At 64.4% G+C, this 18,619-nt stretch carries 18 protein-coding genes; 6 read left to right on the top strand and 12 right to left on the bottom strand.

All coding sequences use genetic code 11. The features are described from left to right. Window positions 1–16: 16 nt before the first annotated feature. From leuB to fdxA, 9 genes are all read right to left on the bottom strand, one after another. Window positions 17–1,078: a 3-isopropylmalate dehydrogenase gene (gene leuB / locus H607_RS0106895; RefSeq protein WP_028874828.1), complete on the bottom strand. Its 1,062-nt coding sequence runs from the start codon at window positions 1,076–1,078 to the stop codon at window positions 17–19. Then, window positions 1,075–1,728, bottom strand: coding sequence for a 3-isopropylmalate dehydratase small subunit (gene leuD / locus H607_RS0106890; RefSeq protein WP_028874827.1), 654 nt, complete (start codon window positions 1,726–1,728; stop codon window positions 1,075–1,077). The genes leuB and leuD overlap by 4 nt, the downstream gene beginning before the upstream one ends. A gap of 20 nt (window positions 1,729–1,748) precedes the next feature. Next, entirely contained in the window at window positions 1,749–3,170 is a 1,422-nt protein-coding gene (gene leuC / locus H607_RS0106885) for a 3-isopropylmalate dehydratase large subunit (protein WP_028874826.1), read from the bottom strand. 108 nt (window positions 3,171–3,278) lie between these two features. Next, window positions 3,279–4,409: a chorismate synthase gene (gene aroC / locus H607_RS0106880; protein WP_028874825.1), complete on the bottom strand. Its 1,131-nt coding sequence runs from the start codon at window positions 4,407–4,409 to the stop codon at window positions 3,279–3,281. Window positions 4,410–4,471: 62 nt separating this feature from the next. Further along, a complete protein-coding gene (gene ilvN / locus H607_RS0106875) occupies window positions 4,472–4,786 on the bottom strand; it encodes an acetolactate synthase small subunit (RefSeq protein WP_028874824.1) in 315 nt (104 codons plus the stop codon). 12 nt (window positions 4,787–4,798) lie between these two features. Continuing rightward, complete coding sequence (gene ilvB, locus H607_RS0106870; protein ID WP_037989915.1) at window positions 4,799–6,466, bottom strand: acetolactate synthase large subunit; 1,668 nt, start codon at window positions 6,464–6,466, stop codon at window positions 4,799–4,801. Window positions 6,467–6,712: 246 nt separating this feature from the next. After that, a complete protein-coding gene (locus H607_RS0106865; protein ID WP_028874822.1) occupies window positions 6,713–8,389 on the bottom strand; it encodes an AMP-binding protein in 1,677 nt (558 codons plus the stop codon). 111 nt (window positions 8,390–8,500) lie between these two features. Continuing rightward, window positions 8,501–8,953, bottom strand: a complete 453-nt coding sequence (locus H607_RS0106860; RefSeq protein ID WP_028874821.1) for a CBS domain-containing protein — start codon at window positions 8,951–8,953, stop codon at window positions 8,501–8,503. 18 nt (window positions 8,954–8,971) lie between these two features. Further along, a complete protein-coding gene (fdxA, locus tag H607_RS0106855) occupies window positions 8,972–9,295 on the bottom strand; it encodes a ferredoxin FdxA (RefSeq protein ID WP_028874820.1) in 324 nt (107 codons plus the stop codon). A gap of 212 nt (window positions 9,296–9,507) precedes the next feature. Here fdxA and trxA point away from each other — a divergent pair, with 212 nt between their 5' ends. Together trxA and rho are read left to right on the top strand one after the other, a co-directional pair. Continuing rightward, window positions 9,508–9,834: a thioredoxin TrxA gene (gene trxA / locus H607_RS0106850; protein ID WP_028874819.1), complete on the top strand. Its 327-nt coding sequence runs from the start codon at window positions 9,508–9,510 to the stop codon at window positions 9,832–9,834. A gap of 143 nt (window positions 9,835–9,977) precedes the next feature. Beyond that, entirely contained in the window at window positions 9,978–11,237 is a 1,260-nt protein-coding gene (rho, locus tag H607_RS0106845; RefSeq protein WP_028874818.1) for a transcription termination factor Rho, read from the top strand. 138 nt (window positions 11,238–11,375) lie between these two features. Here the strand turns inward: rho and H607_RS0106840 are convergent, their stop codons facing one another. Continuing rightward, complete coding sequence (locus H607_RS0106840; RefSeq protein ID WP_028874817.1) at window positions 11,376–12,224, bottom strand: 3-hydroxybutyryl-CoA dehydrogenase; 849 nt, start codon at window positions 12,222–12,224, stop codon at window positions 11,376–11,378. 146 nt (window positions 12,225–12,370) lie between these two features. Between H607_RS0106840 and H607_RS0106835 the strand changes: the two genes are divergently transcribed. From H607_RS0106835 to secF, 4 genes are all read left to right on the top strand, one after another. After that, window positions 12,371–12,883, top strand: a complete 513-nt coding sequence (locus tag H607_RS0106835; RefSeq protein WP_028874816.1) for a response regulator — start codon at window positions 12,371–12,373, stop codon at window positions 12,881–12,883. Window positions 12,884–12,972: 89 nt separating this feature from the next. Then, window positions 12,973–13,299, top strand: a complete 327-nt coding sequence (gene yajC / locus H607_RS0106830; RefSeq protein ID WP_028874815.1) for a preprotein translocase subunit YajC — start codon at window positions 12,973–12,975, stop codon at window positions 13,297–13,299. A 13-nt stretch (window positions 13,300–13,312) separates the two neighbouring features. Next, the gene (gene secD, locus H607_RS0106825; RefSeq protein ID WP_028874814.1) at window positions 13,313–15,151 is read left to right on the top strand and encodes a protein translocase subunit SecD; all 1,839 of its coding nucleotides are present in this window, start codon (window positions 13,313–13,315) and stop codon (window positions 15,149–15,151) included. A gap of 160 nt (window positions 15,152–15,311) precedes the next feature. Beyond that, entirely contained in the window at window positions 15,312–16,247 is a 936-nt protein-coding gene (gene secF / locus H607_RS0106820; protein WP_028874813.1) for a protein translocase subunit SecF, read from the top strand. 70 nt (window positions 16,248–16,317) lie between these two features. Here the strand turns inward: secF and H607_RS0106815 are convergent, their stop codons facing one another. Both H607_RS0106815 and purB read right to left on the bottom strand, forming a co-directional pair. Next, window positions 16,318–17,145: a ferredoxin--NADP reductase gene (locus tag H607_RS0106815; protein ID WP_083961972.1), complete on the bottom strand. Its 828-nt coding sequence runs from the start codon at window positions 17,143–17,145 to the stop codon at window positions 16,318–16,320. A 91-nt stretch (window positions 17,146–17,236) separates the two neighbouring features. Continuing rightward, window positions 17,237–18,607: an adenylosuccinate lyase gene (gene purB, locus H607_RS0106810; protein ID WP_028874811.1), complete on the bottom strand. Its 1,371-nt coding sequence runs from the start codon at window positions 18,605–18,607 to the stop codon at window positions 17,237–17,239. Between the last annotated feature and the right edge of the window lie 12 nt (window positions 18,608–18,619).

Raw genomic sequence — 18,619 nt, 5'->3', positions numbered from 1 at the left:
TCGTCTCGTTTTTCTGTCAGCGCAGTGCCGCCACCACCGCCTCGCCCATCTCGGCGGTGCCGACGAGCCGCGTACCGGGCTCGAAAATGTCGCGCGTACGCAGCCCTTGCGCGAGCACCGTGCGCACGGCGCTTTCGATGCGCGCGGCCGCGTCTTCCCAGCCGAAGCTGTGGCGCAGCATCATCGCCGCCGACAAAATGGTGGCGAGCGGGTTGGCCACGCCTTGCCCGGCGATGTCCGGCGCCGAACCGTGACAGGGCTCGTAGAGCCCCTTGCCCTGCTCGTCGAGCGAGGCCGAGGGCAGCATGCCGATGGAACCGGTGAGCATGGCCGCCTCGTCGGAGAGGATGTCGCCGAACATATTGCCGGTGACGATCACGTCGAACTGTTTGGGCGCGCGCACGAGTTGCATCGCGGCGTTGTCGACGAGCATGTGCGTGAGGGTCACGTCGGGATACTCCGGCGCAAGCTCGTTCATCACGTCGCGCCACAACTGGGTGGTCTCGAGCACGTTCATCTTGTCGACTGAGCACAGCTTCTTGCCGCGGCGGCGGGCCGTTTCGAAGGCCACGCGGCCGATGCGGCGGATCTCGCTTTCGCGGTAGATCATGGTGTTGAAACCGACCCGCTCGCCATCGCGCACCTCGATGCCGCGCGGCTCGCCGAAGTAGATGTCGCCGGTGAGCTCCCGCACGATGACGATGTCCAGTCCCGACACGACTTCGGGTTTCAGGGAAGAAGCCGAGGCCAACTCGGGGAAGAGCACGGCCGGGCGCAGGTTGGCAAACAACCCCAGATCCTTGCGGATGCCCAAAAGCCCCCGCTCGGGACGCTGGGCGCGCGGCAGTTCGTCCCACTTGGGACCACCCACGGCGCCGAGCAGTACCGCGTCGGCCCGGCGCGCCGCCTCCCGCGTCGCCTCGGGATAAGGCTCGCTGGTGGCGTCGATCGCCGCGCCGCCCAGGAGGGCGTATTCATACTCGAGCGGCAGGGAGAGGGCGTCGAGCACTTTCACCGCCTCGGCGACGATCTCCGGGCCGATGCCGTCGCCGGGAAGCACGCAGATTCGTTTCTTCATGCCGCGGACTCCTCGACGAAGTAATAGGGATGGCGTGCACGATAGGCCTCTTCGAAGCGGCGGATCTCGTCGGCGTGGCGCAGCGTGAGCGCGATGTCGTCCCAGCCGTTGAGCAGACACTCCTTGCGGAAGGGGTCGATCTCGAAGGAGATCACCCGCCCTTCGGGCGTGGTGATGGTCTGCGATGGCAGATCGATCACCAGGCGGTAGCCGGGCATGGCCTCGCACTCGCGAAAGAGCCGATCGACCTCTTCGGTCGGCAGCACGATGGGCAAGAGCCCATTCTTGAAGCAGTTGTTGTAGAAGATGTCGGCGAAGCTGGGGCCGATCAGGGCGCGGAAACCATAATCGAGCAAAGCCCAGGGCGCGTGCTCGCGCGAGCTGCCGCAGCCGAAGTTCTCACGCACGAGCAGGATCTGCGCACCCTCGTAGCGCGGCTGGTTGAGCACAAAATCGGGATTCTTCGGCCGCTTGCTGCAGTCCATTCCCGGCTCACCGTGGTCGAGGTAGCGCCACTCGTCGAAGAGGTAGGGGCCGAAGCCGCTGCGGTGGATGGACTTGAGGAATTGCTTGGGAATGATGGCGTCGGTGTCGACGTTGGCCCGATCGAGCGGAGCGACCAGGGCATCGAGGCGGATGAATTTTTCCATGTCTTTGTCTCTCTCGGGTCTCAGGCGGAGGCCGGCAGCAGTTCGCGCACGTCGACGAAGTGTCCGGCGATCGCGGCGGCGGCGGCCATGGCGGGGCTCACGAGGTGCGTGCGCCCACCCGCACCCTGGCGGCCTTCGAAGTTGCGGTTGGAGGTCGAAGCGCAGCGCTCGCCCGGCTCGAGGCGATCCGCGTTCATCGCCAGGCACATGGAGCAGCCCGGGTCGCGCCATTCGAAACCGGCCTCCAGAAAAATGCGGTGCAGCCCCTCTTCCTCGGCCTGTTTCTTCACCAGGCCCGAGCCGGGTACCACCAGCACGCGCTTGACGTTGGGCGCTTTCTTGCGCCCGCGCACGACGGCGGCGGCCGCGCGCAGATCCTCGATGCGGGAATTGGTGCACGAGCCGATGAAGACCTGATCCACCGGGATTTCGGTGATCGGCGTACCCGGTTCCAGCCCCATGTAGGCGAGCGCCCGCTCGGCGGCGTCCCGCTTGACCGGATCGGCGAAAGCGGCCGGATCGGGCACGCGCCCTTCGATGTCGGTGACCATCTCCGGCGAAGTACCCCAGGTGACCTGCGGCTTGAGGGTGGAGGCATCCAGCACCACCTCGCGGTCGAACCGGGCATCGGTGTCGGAGACCAGGGTGCGCCAGTAGTCGACCGCCCGTTCCCACAGCTCGCCCTTGGGCGCGAGCGGCTTGCCGCGAAAGTAGTCGATGGTCTTGTCGTCGACCGCGACCATGCCCACGCGCGCGCCGGCCTCGATCGCCATGTTGCATACCGTCATGCGCCCTTCCATGGAGAGCGAGCGGATCGCCTCGCCGGCGAATTCGATGGCGTGCCCCGTGCCGCCGGCGGTGCCGATTCTCCCGATGATCGCCAGGATCACGTCTTTGGCGTAGACGCCCGGCGGCAGGCCGCCGTCGACGCGCACGCGCATGTTCTTGGCTTTCTTCTGGATGAGGCACTGGGTGGCGAGCACGTGCTCGACTTCGGAGGTGCCGATGCCGTGGGCAAGACAGGCAAACGCCCCGTGCGTGGACGTGTGCGAATCACCGCACACCACGGTCATCCCCGGCAGCGTCGCCCCGCTTTCCGGGCCAATGACGTGCACGATGCCCTGGCGCGGGTCACGGAAGGGGAAATAGCGCAGCGCCCCGAAGGCGCGAATGTTCTGGTCGAGCGTGACCACCTGCTCGCGCGAGACAGGATCGCGGATCTCGCTCTCACCCGGGTCTGTGGGGACGTTGTGATCGGCCGTGGCGACGACGGAAGCCGTTCGCCAGGGTTTGCGCCCTGCCAGACGCAGCCCTTCGAACGCCTGGGGGCTCGTCACCTCGTGGATCAGGTGGCGATCGATGTAGATGAGGGCCGTGCCATCGGGCTCCTGGCGCACCAGATGCGCATCCCATAATTTGTCATACAATGTCTTGGCATTCATTGCAGGTTCTCTCCGGGTCGATCGCGCCACCCGCGGCGCGTAATTATTTCACAACCTCGTCATTGGCGCCAACACCATGGCGTAGCGCATCAGCAACAGGTCATCCCTTCAAAGTGGCGAAGGAATCGAACCCGCTGCGCCCGGTGCCGACGCCGGAATGGGGGGAAGCGGCGGCACCACGTCGCCGCACTGCGCCCGATGGCGCAACGCCTGGTCCATCAGCACCAGCGCGAGCATGGCCTCGGCAATCGGTGTGGCGCGAATCCCCACGCAGGGGTCGTGCCGTCCGTGGGTGGCCACCGTGGTCGGCACCCCACGCAGGTCGATCGAACGGCGCTCGAGCCGGATGCTGGAGGTGGGCTTCACCGCCAGATGCACGACGACGTCCTGCCCCGTGCTGATGCCGCCGAGAATACCGCCAGCGTGGTTCGACAGAAACCCCTGCGGCGTGAGCTCGTCGCCATGCTCGCTGCCGCGCTGGGTCACGACGGCGAACCCGTCGCCGATCTCCACGCCCTTGACGGCGTTGATGCTCATCATCGCCGCGGCGATCTCGGCATCGAGCCGCCCGAACACCGGTTCGCCCCAACCCGGGGGTACGCCGCGGGCCACCACCGTGAGCCTTGCGCCGACCGAGTCGCCCGCCTTGCGCAGCGCATCCATGAAGCGTTCGAGCTCCGGCACCAGCTCGAGATTCGGAGCGAAGAAAGGATTCTGCTCCACGTGCTCCCAGGAAACGAAGGGGATCTCGATCGGCCCCAGCTGGGCCATGAAGCCGCGGATCACCACGCCGTGGCGCTCGCGCAGCCACTTCTTGGCGATCGCCCCGGCCGCCACCCGCACCGCCGTCTCGCGCGCCGAAGAACGCCCGCCGCCGCGCGGATCGCGCCGGCCGTATTTCATGGTGTAGGCGTAGTCGGCGTGCCCCGGACGGAACGTCTCCACGAGGTTGCCGTAATCCTTGGAGCGCTGATCGACGTTGCGGATGAGCAAGGCGATCGGCGTGCCCGTCGTCATGCCCTCATAGACGCCCGAGAGGATCTCGACGGTGTCGGGCTCGCGCCGCTGGGTGACGTGGCGCGAAGTGCCGGGCTTGCGCCGGTCGAGCTCGCGCTGGATGTCGGCCTCGGTGAGCGCCAGGCCCGGCGGGCAGCCGTCGACCACGCAGCCGATCGCCGGCCCGTGCGATTCCCCGAAGGAAGTCACCGTGAACACTGTGCCGAAGGTATTGCCCGCCATCGCTTACCCTACCGTCCGTGCGCAAAAGAACGAGTTTAGCATGCGCTCCACACGGCTTCGACTCACTGGAAGAATCGCTCCAGCTGCACGAACACCTCGTGATCGGCTCCATGGCGGCGCACTTCGAGCACGTCGACCAGGCGCTCGAGCTGGCGGACGAGCTGTTCCAGCCGCTGGTCGGCGAAGACGGTGAGCCAGATGCGGCTGCGCCGTCCGTCGGGCAAAGGCATGCACAGGATTCCCTCGACGTTGAAGGCACGCCGCGCGAACAAGCCACAGACGTGGCTCATCACGCCGGGATGGTTGTTGACCTCCAGCTCCAGCACCACTTTCTCGAAACCGCTCGCAGGCAGCGGTTCGGCCACTTGTTCGATCATCTTCCTCTCCTGTCAGCCCTCGATCATCTCGGTGTTGGCGGCGCCCGGCGGCACCATGGGATAGACGAAACGCTCGCGCTCGATCGAGCAGTGGATCAGCGCCGGACCGGGGCGGCGCAGGATCGCCGCCAGATCGGCCTCGGGATGCTCGCTGCGATCCAGATCGAGCGCTTCCAGCCCGAAGCCCTCGGCGATCTTGACGAAGTCCGTCGGCCGGCGGTAGTTCGAGGCGATCACGCGCTTGCCATAGAAGAGATTCTGCTGCTGATAGACGAGCCCGAGCGACTGGTTGTTCATCAGCACGATCTTGACGTTGCCTCCTTCTTCGGCGAGCGTCGCCATCTCCTGGATGTTCATCTTCAGGCTGCCGTCGCCGGTGAAGCACACCACCGTGCGCTGCGGCTCGGCGAGCGCAGCGCCGATCGCCGCCGGCAGACCGAAGCCCATCGTGCCCAGCCCGCCGGAGGTGAGCCACTGCCGCGGCCGGCGCAGCGGATAGGCTTGCGCCACCCACATCTGGTGCTGGCCGACGTCGGTGACCACCACCGCCTCGTCGTCGAGCGCCTTGGCCACCGCCTGGACGAGCCCGTAGTGGCTGCGCGGATCCTCGCGCCCCTCCAGCACGAGAGGGAAGCGCGACTTCAGTCCCGCCACGTGGCTCAGCCAGCGCTTGCGCAGCTGGGCCCGCACCCGCGGCAACAGCGCCTGCAGCACCGCCTTGACGTCGCCATGGATCGCCACGTCGGGACGGCGAATCTTGCCCAGTTCCGCCCGGTCGATGTCGATGTGGATCACTTTCGCCTCGGGACAGAACTGCGAAGCCTTGCCGATCGCCCGGTCGTCGAAACGCGCGCCGACGCACACCAACAGATCCGCTTCCTGCAAGACAAAGTTCGTGTAGCGCGCGCCGTGCATGCCCAGCATCCCCAGCGACAGGGGATGATCGACCGGCATCGCCCCGAGCGCCATCAGCGTCATGGTGGTGGGCATCGCCGTCTGTTCGGCCAGCGTCACCGCGAGCGGAGCCGCATCGGCATGGATCACCCCGCCGCCCAGATAGAGCACGGGACGCTCGGCCTCGTCGATCAAACGCGCTGCCGCCGCGATCGCCGGTTCATCCAACGGCGGCAGCGGATCGGGCACCGCCGGCACCGGCAGACGTTCGAACGTGACGAGCTGGTTCTGCACGTCCTTGGGCACATCGACGAGCACCGGCCCCGGACGCCCGGACATGGCGATGCGAAACGCCTGCGGAATCACCTCCAGCAGCTCGGCGGCCGAGCGCACGAGGAAATTGTGCTTGGTGATGGGGATGGTCATGCCGTAGATGTCGACCTCCTGGAACGCGTCGGTGCCGATCATGGCGAGCGGCACCTGCCCCGTGATCGCCACCAGCGGAATGGAGTCGAGCCGCGCATCGGCGATCGCCGTCACCAGGTTCGTCGCCCCGGGTCCGCTCGAAGCAAAGCACACCGCGGGCTTGCCCGTCACCCGCGCCATGCCCTGGGCCATGAAACCAGCACCCTGCTCGTGGCGCGCGAGCACATGCCGGATCCGTTTCGACTGGCTCAAGGCGTCGTAGAGCGGCAGGATCGCCCCGCCGGGAATGCCCACGATCGTCTCTATCCCCTGCTGTTCCAACAAGCGCACGATCAATTCGGCGCCGGTCATCGTCATCATCGCCCTACTCCTCGTTGCCCGGAAAAACGAAAACCCCCTCGGGAGACTGGCTCCGGAGGGGGTCGGGTTCGAATCGGTAATACGGTTTGATCCGGCTTCAGTCCCTCCGGGGCGCACGCAGCCCTACGCCTACGCGTACGAGCAGCAGCACGGCCAGGGAAACGGGGAAACGGATCACCAAAGCACTCCGACTCGACTCACGGACAAAAGTAAAACATGAAATCCGGTCTCTGACAAGCGGTTTTTTCACCCCTGCCGCCAAGCTTCCTCGCGCAGCGCGCGGCGCAGGATCTTGCCCACCTGCGTCTTGGGCAGTTCCTCGCGGAATTCGACGTAATGCGGCACCTTGTAGGGGGTGAGCCGCTCGCGGCACCATTGCCGAATCGCTTCGGCATCGAGCGTGGGGTCACGACGCACCACGTAGGCTTTCACCGCCTCGCCGCTGCGCTCGTCGGGCACGCCCACCACCGCCACCTCCAGCACGCCCGGATGCAGCGCGATCACGTCCTCGACCTCGTTGGGATAAACGTTGAAGCCGGACACGAGGATCATGTCCTTCTTCCGATCGACGATGTAGAGGAAGCCGCGCTCGTCCATTCGCGCGACGTCGCCCGTGCGCAAGAATCCATCGGGGAAGAATACCTTGGCCGTCTCGTCCGGGCGGTTCCAGTACTCCCGCATCACCTGCGGTCCGCGCACGCACAATTCCCCCGCATCACCCGGCGGCACCTCGGCGCCGGCGTCGTCGCGCAGGCTCACCTCGGTGGACGGCAGCGGCAGGCCGATGGAATGGTTGAACGCCGGCAAATCCAGCGGGTTGATCGTCACGGCCGGCGAAGTCTCGGTCAAGCCGTAGGCTACGAGCAGCGGCCGGCCGGTGAGCTGCTGCCACTTCTGCGCCACCGCCTGCTGCACGGCCATGCCGCCGCCCAGGGTGAGCTTGAGCGGGGAAAAATCGAGTTTGGCGAAACCGGGGTGATGCACCAAGGCGTTGAACAGGGTATTGACGCCGGTGATGGCCGTAAACGGCCACTTGGCCAATTCCCGTACGAGACCGTCGAGGTCGCGCGGATTGGTGATGAGCAGATTGTGCCCGCCCAGACGGAAGAAGACGAGGCAGTTGGCGGTGAGCGCGAAGATGTGGTAAAGCGGCAAGGCGGTGACCACCCGCTCCTGCCCCTCGCGCAGCACCGAACCCACCCAGGCCGTAGCCTGCAGCACGTTGGCGATGAGGTTGCGGTGCAGCAGCACCGCACCTTTTGCCACCCCCGTGGTCCCTCCGGTATATTGCAGGAAGGCGACGTCTTCCAGCCCTGGTTCGACGCGTGTCATGGGGCGTGCCGCCCCCCGGCGCAGGGCTTCGCTCCAGCGCCGATGCCCCGGCAGGCGCCACGGAGGCACCATCTTCTTTACCCGACGAACGACGAAATCCACCACCCACGAGCGCGGCGCTGCCAGCATTTCCGCAAGAGAGGTCACCACCACCGCCTTCAGCGAGCGTACCTCGGGCACCTCGTCGAGCGTATGGGCGAAATTCTCCAGCACGACGATCGCCTCGGCTCCTGCGTCGCGCAGCTGATGCGACACCTCGCGCGGCGTGTAGAGCGGATTGACATTGACCACCACGCAGCCCGCCCGCAGGATGCCGAACATCGCCACCGGATACTGGAGCACGTTGGGCAGCATCAGGGCCACGCGCGAGCCCGGTTCGAGGCCGAGTTCGTGTTGTAGAAAGGAGGCGAAAGCAGCCGAGAGGCGATCTACTTCGCGATAGGTCAACGTCCTGCCCATGTGGGTGAACGCGGGCAGATCGGCGAAACGCGCCACGCTGCGCTCGAACAAGTCGACCAGCGAGGCATGTTCGGTCGGGTCGATTTCCGCCGGCACGCCCGGCGGATAGCTCCTGAGCCAGATTTTTTCCATGGATACTCCTCCACGTCGGACCATGCCGCGACCCTTGCATGCCGCGGCCCCTGGCCCCCCCTCCCGGCAAACCGCCGCCTCTTACGGGCGGCTCGGCCGGACGACCATGGATCAAGTATCTTCTTCGTCGACTCCCGGCCAATTGCGGATGTAGTTCTTCAGCATCCGATTCTCGAAATCCTTTTCCTCGAGCACCGCCTTGGCGACATCATAGAACGACACCACGCCGAGCAGCGTCCCGCCTTCCATCACGGGGAAATAGCGCTGGCGCTTCTCCACCATGCGGCGACGCAATTCGTCGAGCTCCATGTCTGGATCGGCGACGATGGGCTGGCGCAGCATGGCCTCCTCCACCGTCAGCATCCCCCACGAGGCACAGGCGTGATGAATCGCCACCAGCACTTCGCGAAAGGTGAGCAACCCCACCATCTTCCCCGCGTCGAACACCACGAGCGAGCCGATGTCCTGCTCCACCATCACCGCCACCGCATCGGAGAGAAAGCGGCGGGGCGTGATGGTGAAGAGCGCCGTTCCCTTGATCGCCAGGATTTCACGTACCTTCATGCTTTTGCCCCTGGCTGATCAGCGGATGAGCTGATCGCGCTTGTTCTTGACCTTGGCCCATTCGTCGGCATCGGGCAAGGGATCCTTGCGCTCCACGATCGGCGGCCACTTCTTGGCGAGTTCGGCATTCAGGGCGATGAAATCGCGCTGATCGGCCGGGACGTCGTCTTCGGCGTAAATCGCCTCCACGGGACATTCCGGCACGCACAAGGAACAATCGATGCACTCATCGGGATCGATCACCAGCATGTTCGGCCCTTCGCGGAAACAATCCACCGGGCAGACGTCCACACAGTCGGTATATTTGCAACGAATGCACGCTTCGGTCACGACGTAAGTCATGAAAAATCCCCTATTTGTGCGCGGGGGCAGGGCGAAGGGCTCACCCGCCTTTTGCATTTATACCACGCCATTCGCCGTTTTGCGCGCAGATTCCCCATTCCCGTCCCCCGCCCCCTTGACGCCGCGGCCGCGATGCCCTAATTTACGCTCTATCGCCCCGCAGCCGTTCGGCCGGGGCTTTCCTTCTCTTCCGACCACCCCCGAGACACACGATGAGTGAACACATCCATCACGTGAGCGATGCCACCTTCGAGCAGGAAGTCCTGCAGTCGAAGACGCCGGTGCTGCTCGATTTCTGGGCCGAATGGTGCGGCCCGTGCAAGATGATTGCGCCGATCCTCGACGAGATCGCCAAGGAGTATGACGGAAAGCTCAAAGTCTGCAAGCTCGATATCGATCAAAATCCCGAAACGCCCGCCAAATACGGCGTACGCGGTATCCCGACGCTGATGCTCTTCAAGAATGGCAACGTCGAGGCCACCCGCGTCGGCGCCTTGTCCAAATCCCAGCTCGTCGCCTTCATCGACAGCAACCTCTGACGCCGACCGCACCTCCGGCGTGTTTTCCGGCCGGCCGTTCGTGCCGGCCCATTTTCAGGTTTTCCTATCCGGCCACCCGCGGCCCTCTTCGCGGCGCGCCCTTCCGTTCTCATAGACCCCCGAATATTCATCGACCGAAAACCATGCACCTGTCCGAGCTCAAGTCGCTGCACGTCAGCCAGCTCCTGGCCTTGGCCAATGAACAAGGCATCGAAGGCGCCAACCGCCTGCGCAAACACGAACTCGTGTTCGCCCTGCTCAAGAATCGTGCCAAGAAAGGAGAGCCCATCTTTGGTGAAGGCGTCTTGGAGGTCCTGCCAGAAGGCTACGGTTTTCTGCGCTCGCCCGATACCTCCTACCTCGCCAGTCCCGACGACATCTACGTTTCTCCTTCCCAGATCCGGCGTTTCAACCTGCACACGGGCGATACCATCGAAGGCGAGATCCGCATCCCCAAAGAAGGGGAACGTTACTTCGCCCTGGTGAAACTCGACCGCATCAATGGCGAGCCCCCCGAGAAGTGCAAACACAAGATCCTGTTCGAGAACCTCACGCCGCTGCACCCGAACGAAGCCTTCAAGCTCGAGCGCGACATCCGCAGCGAGGAAAACCTCACCGGTCGGGTCATCGACATCATCGCCCCCATCGGCAAAGGCCAGCGCGGCCTCATCGTCGCGCCGCCCAAGACGGGGAAAACGGTGATGCTGCAGCACATCGCGCATGCCATCACCTCGAACCATCCCGACGTCGTGCTCATCGTGCTCCTGATCGACGAGCGCCCCGAAGAGGTCACCGAAATGCAGCGCTCCGTGCGCGGCGAAGTGGTCGCCTCCACCTTCGACGAACCGGCCTCGCGCCACGTGCAAGTCGCCGAGATCGTCATCGAGAAGGCCAAGCGCCTCACCGAGCACAAGCGCGACGTGGTGGTGCTGCTCGACTCGCTCACGCGTTTGGCGCGCGCCTACAACACCGTCGTCCCCTCTTCGGGCAAGGTGCTCACCGGCGGCGTGGACGCCAACGCCCTGCAAAAGCCCAAGCGCTTCTTCGGCGCGGCGCGCAACCTCGAAGAAGGCGGCAGTCTCACCATCATCGCCACGGCGCTCATCGACACCGGCAGCCGTATGGACGACGTGATTTACGAAGAATTCAAAGGTACGGGCAACATGGAGCTGCATCTGGACCGGCGCATGGCGGAGAAGCGCGTCTACCCGGCGATCAACGTCAACCGCTCCGGCACCCGGCGCGAAGAGCTCCTGATGAAACCGGACATCCTGCAAAAAGTGTGGATCCTGCGCAAGCTCCTCTACGGCATGGACGATCTGGAGGCCACCGAATTCCTCCTCGACAAGCTCAAGGCGACGAAGAACAACGCCGAGTTTTTCGACGCCATGCGCCGGGCCTGAAACCGGGGGTCGAGAGCACTGCCGTCTTCACTGGCTGGCCTGCCCTACGCTACGAGGCGTAAGCTACGAGGCGTAAAAAAACCGCGGCGCCCGGGCCGCGGTTTTTGCTCGAGCCATGACGCTCGGGGCGATTCAGGCTCACTTGTCGTAGCGGTAGAACCCTTCGCCCGTCTTGCGTCCGAGCTTGCCCGCCTCCACCATCTCGACGAGCAGCGGCGCCGGGCGGAATTTCGGATCCTTGAACCCCTCGTAGAGCACCTGCATCACCGCGAGCTCCACGTCCAGGCCGATCAGGTCGGCCAGCGCCAGCGGACCGATCGGATGGTTGCAGCCCAGCTTCATCGCCTCGTCGATTCCCTCGGCACTGGCCAAACCTTCCTGCAGCGCGAAGATCGCCTCGTTGATCATGGGGCACAGCAGGCGATTGACCACGAAGCCCGGGCTGTTTTTCACCGCCACCGGCGTCTTGCCCAGCGCCTTGGCGATCGCCTCGGCTTTCTGGTAGGTTTCGTCGGACGTCTGCAGACCGCGGATGAGCTCGACGAGCGCCATCACCGGAACGGGGTTGAAGAAGTGCATGCCGATCACGCGTGACGGATGCTTGGTGGCCGCGGCGATCTTGGTGATGGAAATGGAAGACGTGTTGGAGGCGAGGATGGCCTCCGGCTTGGCGAGCGCGTCGAGCTTGGCGAAGAGTTCGAGCTTGAGCGCCTCGTTCTCGCTCGCCGCCTCGATCACCAGGTCGGCCACGGCCACGCCGTCGAGTTGGGTCGCCGTTTCGATGCGCGCGAGCGTGGCCTCTTTGTCTGCCGTCGTGAGTTTTTCTTTCTTCACGAGCCGATCGAGGTTGGCGGAAATGGTGGACCGGGCCCGCTCGAGTTGCTGCGGGGAAATGTCGTAGAGTCGCACGGAAAACCCGCTCTGAGCCGCGACCTGGGCGATACCGCTGCCCATCGTTCCTGCGCCGACGATGAAGATGGTCTGCATGGATGACTCCTCTCTGGTTGATGGAAGACGTGCGCCGGCATCCGGCGCATTTGCTGCAGTGCAGTGTAGCATAGGGTCGGGCGAAGTGCTTGTCGCCTCGCCCCTCCTCCTTTATCATGGAAAAGGCATAACGACCGACACGACCCATGCCTCGAGCCCTCCTCATCGATGACGAACCCGATCTGCGCACGCTGCTCACGCTCGCGCTCCATCGCCACGGTTGGCAAGCCGACGCCGTAGGCGACTGCACCGGTGCTCGTCATGTGCTCGACGATACCGCCACGCCGTACCACCTCATCCTCACCGACCTACGACTCCCCGATGGCGATGGACTCGAACTCGTGCGCTACGCCCGCGAGCGTCGCCCCCTCACGCCGGTGGTCGTTCTCACCGCGTACGGGGACATCGACACGGCGGTACAAGCCGTCAAGCTCGGCGCACACGACTTCCTCACCAAACCCTTGCGCATCGATCGGCTCGCTCAAATCCTCGAGGGTTTCGCCCAATGCCCCCCCGAGCGCGACGCCCCCGTCGACCCGGCAGCCTTGCGCGCCGCACTCGAGCGCAATCGCTGGAACCAGAGCCGGACCGCACGGGAATTGGGCTGGACGCTCGCCAAGCTGCGCTACTGGATGCAACGCCTCGGCTTGACCCAATAGCGCCATTCGATGCCATGAAAATGACATTGAACGACTCGATTCCCCGCTGATGGTACAATTTCCTTTTTCCCTTTCGAGGAGTCTCCCTCATGTTCATCACTGACGCCTACGCCCAAGGCGCTCCTGCCGCGGATCCCACCGGCGGGCTGATGCAGCTGCTACCCATCATCCTGATGTTCGTCGTCCTGTGGTTCCTCATGGTGCGGCCGCAGATGAAACGGGCAAAAGAGCACAAGGCCATGATCCAGGCGCTGGCCAAAGGCGACGAGGTGGTCACTCAAGGCGGCATCGCCGGGCGCGTCACTTCGGTGGACGAAGACTTCGTGCGGGTCGAAATCGCCAAAGGCGTGGAAGTCACGGTACAGAAACCGACCATTGCCGCCGTGCTGCCCAAAGGCACGCTGAAAAACTTCTGACACCCCCTTTCCCATGAACCGCTACCCTCTGTGGAAGAATCTGCTGATCGCCTTCGTGCTGCTGCTCGGGGCGATCTACGCCGCACCGAATCTCTTCGGCGAGATCCCCGCCGTGCAGATCACGCCGGCGCGGCCCGGTGCGCCCTTCGATGCCCAAACCCTCGCCGCCCGATTGGAACCGAAGCTGACTGCGGCCGGGCTCACTCCTCAAGGCTTTCTCTTCGAAGCCGGGGCCCTGAGGGTGCGTTTCGCCGACACCGAAACCCAGATCCGGGCCAAAGACCTGATCGAATCCGAACTCAATCCCGATCCCGATAAACCCGAAGCGATCGTCGCGCTCAACCTCCTGCCGGGTACGCCGCAGTGGCTCTCCCGCCTTGGGGCCAAACCGATGTATCTCGGGCTCGACCTGCGCGGCGGCGTCCACTTCCTGCTCGAAGTGGACATGGACGGCGCGCTGACCAAGCGGCTCGACGCCATCGCCGCCGATTTGCGCTCGCTCATGCGGGCGGAGAAGATCCGCCACCAGGGAATCGTGCGCAACGGCCGGCTCATCGAAGCGCGCTTCGCCGACGAAGCCACGGCCGAAGCGGCGCGGCGCGTGATCGCCAAGAACGTGCCCGATCTGGCCCTCGACGTGACGGCCCAGGGCGAAACGGTGAAGCTCATTGCGCGGCTCACGCCCGCGGCGGAGAAGACCCTGCGTGAATTCGCCCTCAAGCAGAACATCACGACCCTGCACAATCGCATCAACGAGCTGGGCGTGGCCGAGCCCGTCATCCAGCAACAGGGGGCAGAGCGCATCGTCGTGCAGTTGCCCGGCGTGCAGGACGTGGCCAAGGCCAAGGACATCCTCGGGCGCACGGCCACGCTGGAAGTGCGTCTGGTCGACGACACGCCGGGGGCGCTCGAAGAGGCACTCGCCGGTCGCATTCCACCGGGCACCGAGCTCCTCTATGAGCGCAATGGTCGCCCCATCCTGGTGAAGAAGGACGTCGTGCTCACCGGCGAGCGGCTCACCGACGCCCAGCCCGGTTTCGACGGTCAAACGGGCGAGCCGGCCGTTCACCTGACGCTGGATTCGGCCGGCGCGCGCATCTTCCGCGAGGTCACGCGCGACAACGTCGGCAAGCGCATGGCGATCCTGCTCATCGAGCGGGGACAGGCGGAAGTGATCACCGCGCCGGTGATCCGCACCGAAATCACGGGCGGACGGGTGCAGATCTCGGGGGCGATGACGGTGGAAGAGGCGCGCGACATCGCCCTGCTATTGCGTGCCGGCAGCCTCGCCGCCCCGATGCGCATCGTCGAGGAGCGCACCGTCGGCCCCAGCCTCGGCAAAGAGAACATCGAACGCGGCGTTCATGCCACCCTCTGGGGCTTTGCGCTCATCGCCGTCTTCATGATCTTCTACTACCAGCTCATCGGACTCTACTCGGTGGTGGCCCTGGCGGCCAACCTGATGCTCTTGATCGCACTCCTGTCCATCCTGCAGGCCACGCTCACCCTGCCGGGGATCGCGGCGATGGCGCTCACCCTGGGCATGGCAATCGACGCGAACGTGCTCATCAACGAGCGTATACGCGAGGAGCTGCGCTTGGGCGTCTCGCCCCAGATGGCGATCGCCGCCGGCTACGAGCGGGCGTTTGCCACCATCCTCGATTCGAACGTGACCACCCTCATCGCCGGTGTGGCGCTGCTGGTCTTCGGTTCCGGCCCGGTGCGCGGGTTCGCCGTGGTGCACTGCCTCGGCATCCTCACCTCCATGTTCTCGGCCATCCTGGTATCGCGCATGCTAGTCAACTTCACTTACGGCGGCAAGAAGCGCGTCGCCCACGTCTCGATCGGCTAAGGGGAACGCTGAAGAAATGAGCGAGCGGGATGAAGCGCAAGGCGCACGGAGCGCAGCGACCGAGACATATCGAGGAGATAGGCGAGGGAGCGAGCACCGCGCAACGCAGCGATTCGCCCGCGCAGCCAATTATTCAGCGTTTCCCTAAACGGAGAGCATCATGGAACTCTTCCATCCACGCCAAGACATCCCCTTCATGCGGCACGCCCTGTGGTTCAACGCCGTGTCGCTCATCACCTTCGTGGCTGCCGTACTCTTTCTCGCCTTGCGCGGGCTGAACCTCTCCATCGAATTCACCGGCGGTACGCTGGTGGAAGTGCGTTCGAGCGAGGTCGTCGCGCTCGAAGCGGTACGCGACGTGCTCGCCCAGGCGGGATTGCGCGAAGCTCAAGTGCAGAACTTCGGCTCCGCGCGCGACCTCCTCATCCGCCTCCCTCATCTGGGAGACGGTGAGAGCGCCCAAGCGGGAGAACGGGTGAAGACGCTGCTCTCCCAGGTCCCCGGGACGAGTTTCGAAGTACGCCGCGTCGAGTTCGTCGGGCCCCAGGTAGGCAAAGAGCTCGCCACCAATGGCCTGATGGCGCTCGCTTTCGTGGTGTTTGGCATCGTCGCCTATCTGGCGATGCGTTTCGAGTGGCGCTTCGCCGTGTCGGCCATCATCGCCAACCTGCACGACGTGGTGATCATTCTCGGTGCCTTTGCGGCCTTCCAGTGGGAATTTTCGCTCTCGGTGCTCGCGGCGGTGCTCGCCGTGCTCGGCTATTCGGTCAACGAGACGGTGGTCATCTTCGACCGGGTCCGCGAAGTCTTCAAACAACGCCGTGCCAAGATGGACACACCCGCCGTGCTCGATCATGCCATCACGGTCACCATGTCGCGCACCATCATCACGCACGCGAGTACCTTGGCGATGGTGGTGACGATCCTGCTCTTCGGCGGCGAGACCTTGCACTATTTCGCACTCGCGCTCACCATCGGCATCGTCTTCGGCATCTATTCGTCGATCTTCGTCTCCGCCGCCCTGGTGATGTGGTTCGGCGTCACGCGTGAAGATCTGGTGAAACCGGTGAAGAAGAAGGAAGAAGCGGTGGTTTGATTCTTCCTTCTTCGCCAGCAAAAAGCCCCCGATCGGGGGCTTTTTTTATGCTCGCCGCGCTTTGCGGGGGTTACTGATCGACGAACGCCCGCTCGACCGCATAATGCCCTGGCACGCCCATACTGGGCGAGACCTGGAAGCCCAGATCGTCGAGAATCTTGCTCGTGTCGGCGAGCATGCGCATGCTGCCACACAAGAGCGCCCGGTCGGTCTCGGGATTGAGCTGGGGGATGCCGAGATCGGCGGCGAGCTTGCCGCTGGTGATGAGATCGGTAATGCGGCCCTGGTGGATGAAGGGCTCGCGCGTCACGGTGGGATAGTAGATGAGCTTTTCGCGCACCATCTCGCCCAGAAACTCGTGCTGCGGCAACTCCTTGGTGATGTAGTCGTAGTAGCCAAGCTCGCGCACCCAGCGCGTGCAGTGCACGAGGATCACTTTTTCGTAGCGATCGTAGACGTCCGGATCCTTGATGATGGACATGAATGGTGCGAGCCCTGTGCCGGTGGCGAGCAGAAAGAGCCGTTTCGCCCCGGGCAGGAGGTTGTCCTGCACGAGCGTGCCGGTGGGTTTGGTGGAGACGAGCACCTCGTCGCCCACCTTGAGGTGCTGCAGGCGGGAAGTGAGCGGGCCATTGGGCACTTTGATCGAATAGAACTCGAGATGCTCTTCCCAGTTGGCGCTAGCGATCGAATAGGCGCGCAGCAACGGCTTGCCATCGACCATCAGGCCGATCATCACGAACTGGCCATTGATGAAGCGAAAACCCGGATCACGGGTACAGCGGAAGCTGAAGAGGGTGTCGGTCCAGTGATGCACCCAGATCACTTTCTCGACGCGGAGGTTCTTGGGCAAGGCGGGGGAAGAAGTCTGCTCGGCAACGGCACCGGTCTCGGCCATGGCGGTCACATCCTCACTAAAGGACTAAAAAAACGCAATGATAGCACCGGCTTATTCACGATGCCATCTCGATGCACAAGGGGAAACGGATTCAAATGCGCCGGGCGAGCTCCTCGGCCTTGCCGGTGTATTTTTGCGGCACGAGCGCGAGCAGCCGCTCTTTGGCGGATTCGGGCAGGGGCAAGCCGGCGATGAATCCGCGCAGCGCCTCGGCGGTGATCGCCTTGCCGCGGGTCATCTCCTTGAGTTTCTCGTAAGGGTTGGGAATACCGTGGCGCCGCATCACGGTCTGCACCGCCTCGGCGAGCACCTCCCATGCCTCGGCGAGGTCGCGCTCGAGCGCCTTCGGATCGGCTTCGAGCTTGTCCAAGCCCCGGCGCAGCGAATCGAGCGCGAGCAGCGTATGCCCGAAGGCCACCCCCATGTTGCGCAGCACCGTGGAGTCGGTGAGATCGCGCTGCATGCGCGACACCGGCAATTTGTCGGAAAAATGGCGCAGCAAGGCGTTGGCGATTCCCAGGTTGCCTTCGGCGTTTTCGAAGTCGATGGGGTTGACCTTGTGCGGCATGGTCGACGAGCCGACTTCACCTTCTTTGAGTTTCTGGCGGAAGTATCCGTAGGAGATGTAGAGCCACAGATCGCGGGCGGCGTCGATGAGGATGGTGTTCGTCCGCGCCATGGCGTCGAAGAGTTCGGCCATCGTATCGTGCGGCTCGATCTGGATGGTATAGGGGTTGAATTCGAGCCCGAGCGATTCGATGAAGCGGCGGTTGAAGGCTTCCCAATCGATCTCGGGATAGGCGATCGCGTGGGCGTTGTAGTTGCCCACCGCGCCGTTGAACTTGGCCGTGAGGCGCACGGCGGCAATCGCGGCGCGGGCTCGCTGCAGGCGCGCGGCGATGTTGGCCATCTCTTTGCCCAGGGTCGTGGGACTCGCCGGCTGGCCGTGGGTACGCGAGAGCATGGGCAGGGCCGCGTGGGCGTGCGCGAGCGCGCGGAAGCGCTCGATCACGGCGTCGAGCGCAGGCAGCAGGACCTGATCGCGCCCTGCAGCGAGCATCAGGGCGTGCGCGGTGTTGTTGATGTCTTCCGACGTGCAGGCGAAATGCACGAACTCGCGCGCCTTTTCGGCCTCGGGCAACCCTTCTAGCCGCTCCTTGATCCAGTATTCGACGGCCTTGACGTCGTGGTTGGTGCGCGCCTCGATCGCCTTGATCGCCGCGGCGTCCGACGGCTTGAACTCCTCGACGAGCAATTCGAGCTCGCGCAGAGTTTGGGGAGAGAATTCGGGGACTTCGGCGATGCGGGGATCGGCGGCGAGCGCCTTGAGCCATTCGATCTCGACGTGTACGCGCTCGCGCATGAGACCGTATTCGGAGAAGATCGGACGCAGGGCGTCGAGCTTGGCGGCGTAGCGACCATCGAGCGGGCTCAGGGCCAGAAGGGTGGCAGGATCGGTCATCTCGGCATGTCT

It is taken from the genome of Tepidiphilus margaritifer DSM 15129 (assembly GCF_000425565.1).
In the GTDB taxonomy this organism is placed as follows: domain Bacteria; phylum Pseudomonadota; class Gammaproteobacteria; order Burkholderiales; family Rhodocyclaceae; genus Tepidiphilus; species Tepidiphilus margaritifer.
Note: the sequence above shows the minus strand (reverse complement) of the source record. Positions and strands in the feature narration are given on the sequence as shown.

Bases quoted from the DNA above. Each gene is read 5' to 3' on its own strand.
- fdxA (WP_028874820.1), bottom strand. From the start codon at position 9,295: ATGACTTACGTCGTGACCGAAGCGTGCATTCGTTGCAAATATACCGAC.
- leuB (WP_028874828.1), bottom strand. From the start codon at position 1,078: ATGAAGAAACGAATCTGCGTGCTTCCCGGCGACGGCATCGGCCCGGAG.
- H607_RS0106840 (WP_028874817.1), bottom strand. From the start codon at position 12,224: ATGCAGACCATCTTCATCGTCGGCGCAGGAACGATGGGCAGCGGTATC.
- secD (WP_028874814.1), top strand. From the start codon at position 13,313: ATGAACCGCTACCCTCTGTGGAAGAATCTGCTGATCGCCTTCGTGCTG.
- H607_RS0106865 (WP_028874822.1), bottom strand. From the start codon at position 8,389: ATGGAAAAAATCTGGCTCAGGAGCTATCCGCCGGGCGTGCCGGCGGAA.
- H607_RS0106835 (WP_028874816.1), top strand. From the start codon at position 12,371: ATGCCTCGAGCCCTCCTCATCGATGACGAACCCGATCTGCGCACGCTG.
- aroC (WP_028874825.1), bottom strand. From the start codon at position 4,409: ATGGCGGGCAATACCTTCGGCACAGTGTTCACGGTGACTTCCTTCGGG.
- purB (WP_028874811.1), bottom strand. From the start codon at position 18,607: ATGACCGATCCTGCCACCCTTCTGGCCCTGAGCCCGCTCGATGGTCGC.
- yajC (WP_028874815.1), top strand. From the start codon at position 12,973: ATGTTCATCACTGACGCCTACGCCCAAGGCGCTCCTGCCGCGGATCCC.
- secF (WP_028874813.1), top strand. From the start codon at position 15,312: ATGGAACTCTTCCATCCACGCCAAGACATCCCCTTCATGCGGCACGCC.
- trxA (WP_028874819.1), top strand. From the start codon at position 9,508: ATGAGTGAACACATCCATCACGTGAGCGATGCCACCTTCGAGCAGGAA.
- ilvB (WP_037989915.1), bottom strand. From the start codon at position 6,466: ATGATGACGATGACCGGCGCCGAATTGATCGTGCGCTTGTTGGAACAG.
- leuD (WP_028874827.1), bottom strand. From the start codon at position 1,728: ATGGAAAAATTCATCCGCCTCGATGCCCTGGTCGCTCCGCTCGATCGG.
- H607_RS0106860 (WP_028874821.1), bottom strand. From the start codon at position 8,953: ATGAAGGTACGTGAAATCCTGGCGATCAAGGGAACGGCGCTCTTCACC.
- rho (WP_028874818.1), top strand. From the start codon at position 9,978: ATGCACCTGTCCGAGCTCAAGTCGCTGCACGTCAGCCAGCTCCTGGCC.
- ilvN (WP_028874824.1), bottom strand. From the start codon at position 4,786: ATGATCGAACAAGTGGCCGAACCGCTGCCTGCGAGCGGTTTCGAGAAA.
- leuC (WP_028874826.1), bottom strand. From the start codon at position 3,170: ATGAATGCCAAGACATTGTATGACAAATTATGGGATGCGCATCTGGTG.
- H607_RS0106815 (WP_083961972.1), bottom strand. From the start codon at position 17,145: ATGGCCGAGACCGGTGCCGTTGCCGAGCAGACTTCTTCCCCCGCCTTG.